This is a genomic window from Nocardia sp. SYP-A9097, assembly GCF_009649815.1.
Taxonomy (GTDB): domain Bacteria; phylum Actinomycetota; class Actinomycetes; order Mycobacteriales; family Mycobacteriaceae; genus Nocardia.
Genome location: NZ_WJIC01000073.1, coordinates 1 through 2,369, shown reverse-complemented (window position 1 = coordinate 2,369; position 2,369 = coordinate 1). Strand labels below are relative to the sequence as shown.

The following is a 2,369-nucleotide window of genomic DNA, read 5'->3' as shown; positions in this document are numbered from 1 at the left end:
CAGCCCCAGCGCTGAGACATCGAGCCCGCCACGCAACCGCAACACCAACGGCATGTTGTAGGTCGCGGACAGACCCTCCAACTGGTGAATGAACCACAACCGACGCTGAGCGAACGACAACGGAAGCGCACTCGGCCGAACCATCGGAACCAACGGCGCCCGACCACTCGACTCGGCACTCATCCCCTCGGCCAGCTGCGCGACCGTCGGCGCCTGGAACAACTCCCGCACCGAGATCTCGACGCCGAACGCATCCTGAATGGCCGCGACCACCCGCATCGCCAGCAACGAATGGCCGCCCAGATCAAAGAATGAATCGTCGACGCTCACCCGCTCCAGTCCCAGCACCTGAGCGAAAATGGCCGCCAAGGACTCCTCGACTTGAGTGGACGGCGCCCGATGCCCTTCCCCGCCCGCGTAATCGGGCGTCGGCAGGGCGGCCTTGTCCAGCTTGCCGTTCATCGTCAACGGCAGGCTGTCGAGCACCACCACCGCCGACGGAACCATGTACTCCGGCAACCGGGAAGCCACAGCTGCCCGCACCAGCGCCCCGTCCACCGCACCGGTCACATATCCGACCAGCCGCTGGCTGCCCGGCTGATCCTCCCGAACGACGACCGCGGCCTTCTCGACCCCGGCCACCCCGGCCAGGGCCGCACCGACTTCACCGAGCTCGATTCGGAAGCCCCGAATTTTCACCTGGTCGTCGCTACGACTCACATATTCCAACTCGCCCTTGGCATTCCACCGCACGAGATCACCCGTGCGATACATGCGAGAACCCGAACGCCCGAACGGGCATGCCACAAACCGCGACGCCGTCAGACCCGGTCGACGCAGATACCCGCGAGCCAAACCCTTACCCGCGACGTACAACTCACCCACCACCCCGATGGGCACCTCACGCAGCCCCGCATCCAACACGAAGTAGGCCACACCGGAAATCGGACGACCGATCGACGGCACCCCAGACCCCGCCACCAACGGTTCACTCAGCGATGTATAAAACGTCTCGGTGGGGCCGTACCCATTGATCATCACCCGGCCCGGCGCCCACAGATCGACCAGCTCCGCCGAACACCACTCACCGGCGAGCACAACGGTTCCAACCGAGCCGAGACGCTCCGGCGACAGCAAACCGAGCGCGCTCGGGGTCATGTTCAGTATGTTCACGCCTTCGCGCACCAGGAGCCGCTCGAGATCTCGGCCGGACCGAACCACGGTGTCGGGCACCACGATCAGCCGCCCTCCGTGCAGGAGCGCGCCCCAGATCTCCCATACCGAAATGTCGAACGCGTACGAGTGGAACTGTGTCCACACCTGTTCGGACGCGGGCGCGAAGCCCCACGTACGAATCGATTCGAAGGTTTGCGCAATGCTCGCCTGGGTGACCGCGACGCCTTTGGGTCGGCCGGTCGTGCCCGAGGTGTAGATGACGTAGGCCAGGTTCTCGGCGTCCGGGGCGGGCAACGCCGATAGCGGCTGATCGGCGATCACCGGATCGTCGATATCGACCACCGCCACCCCGTGCCCCGCCAGGCGATGCGCGTACTCGGCGGTCGTAATCGCAAGCGCCGGTTCGGCATCGGCGAACATGAACGCCACCCGCTCATCGGGATGCAGCACATCGGCGGGGAGATACGCCGCACCGGTCTTCAGCACCGCCAGGATCGCCACGATCGCATTCGCCGACCGCGGTAGCAGCAACGCCACGATGTCACCGGCACCGATACCGCGCTCCGCCAGCACATGCGCCAGCCGCCAGGACGCCGCGTCCAGCTCCCGGTAACTCAACGACCGGCCCTCGAACACCACCGCCACCGCATCCGGGATCCGCGCGACCTGCTCGGCGAACGACGCTGTAATGGACACCGCCGCAGTCTGTTCCGCCAGCATTCCCCGATGGGAGAACGCCACCAACTGCGCCCGCTCCTGCTCGTCGAGCAACTCGATCGACGACAATCGCCGCCGCGGATCGGCAGCGACCGCTGCCAACACCCACTCCAGCCTCGACACCATCCGCTCGATGGTCACCGCGTCGAACACATCCGACCGATACTCCACCGCTCCGCTGATTCCGGCCGGCGCACCGGCCTCGGTGAAGCTCTCCCCAATACTGAAGGTCAGATCCATCCGTGAGGCGAATGCTTCGGTCTGCTCCGCAGAAACCCGCACTAGGCCCAGGTCGAGCGTGGCGGCCTGGTTGTTCTGCCACGCCAATGTCACCTGCACCAAGGGGTGATGTGCCTGGGAGCGGGCCGGATTGAGCCGCTCGACCAGCACGTCGAATGGCACGTCCTGGTTGGCGAAAGCATCGAGGCTGCGTTCGCGCACCTGCTCGACCAACTCACCGAAGCTGGGATCACCGG

1 protein-coding gene is annotated in these 2,369 nt (G+C 65.7%); it reads right to left on the bottom strand.

All coding sequences use genetic code 11. The annotated features are described in order from the left end of the window. Positions 1-2,369, bottom strand: a 2,369-nt coding sequence (locus GFY24_RS40780) for a non-ribosomal peptide synthetase (RefSeq protein WP_153810463.1), incomplete at both ends; no start/stop codon positions are given.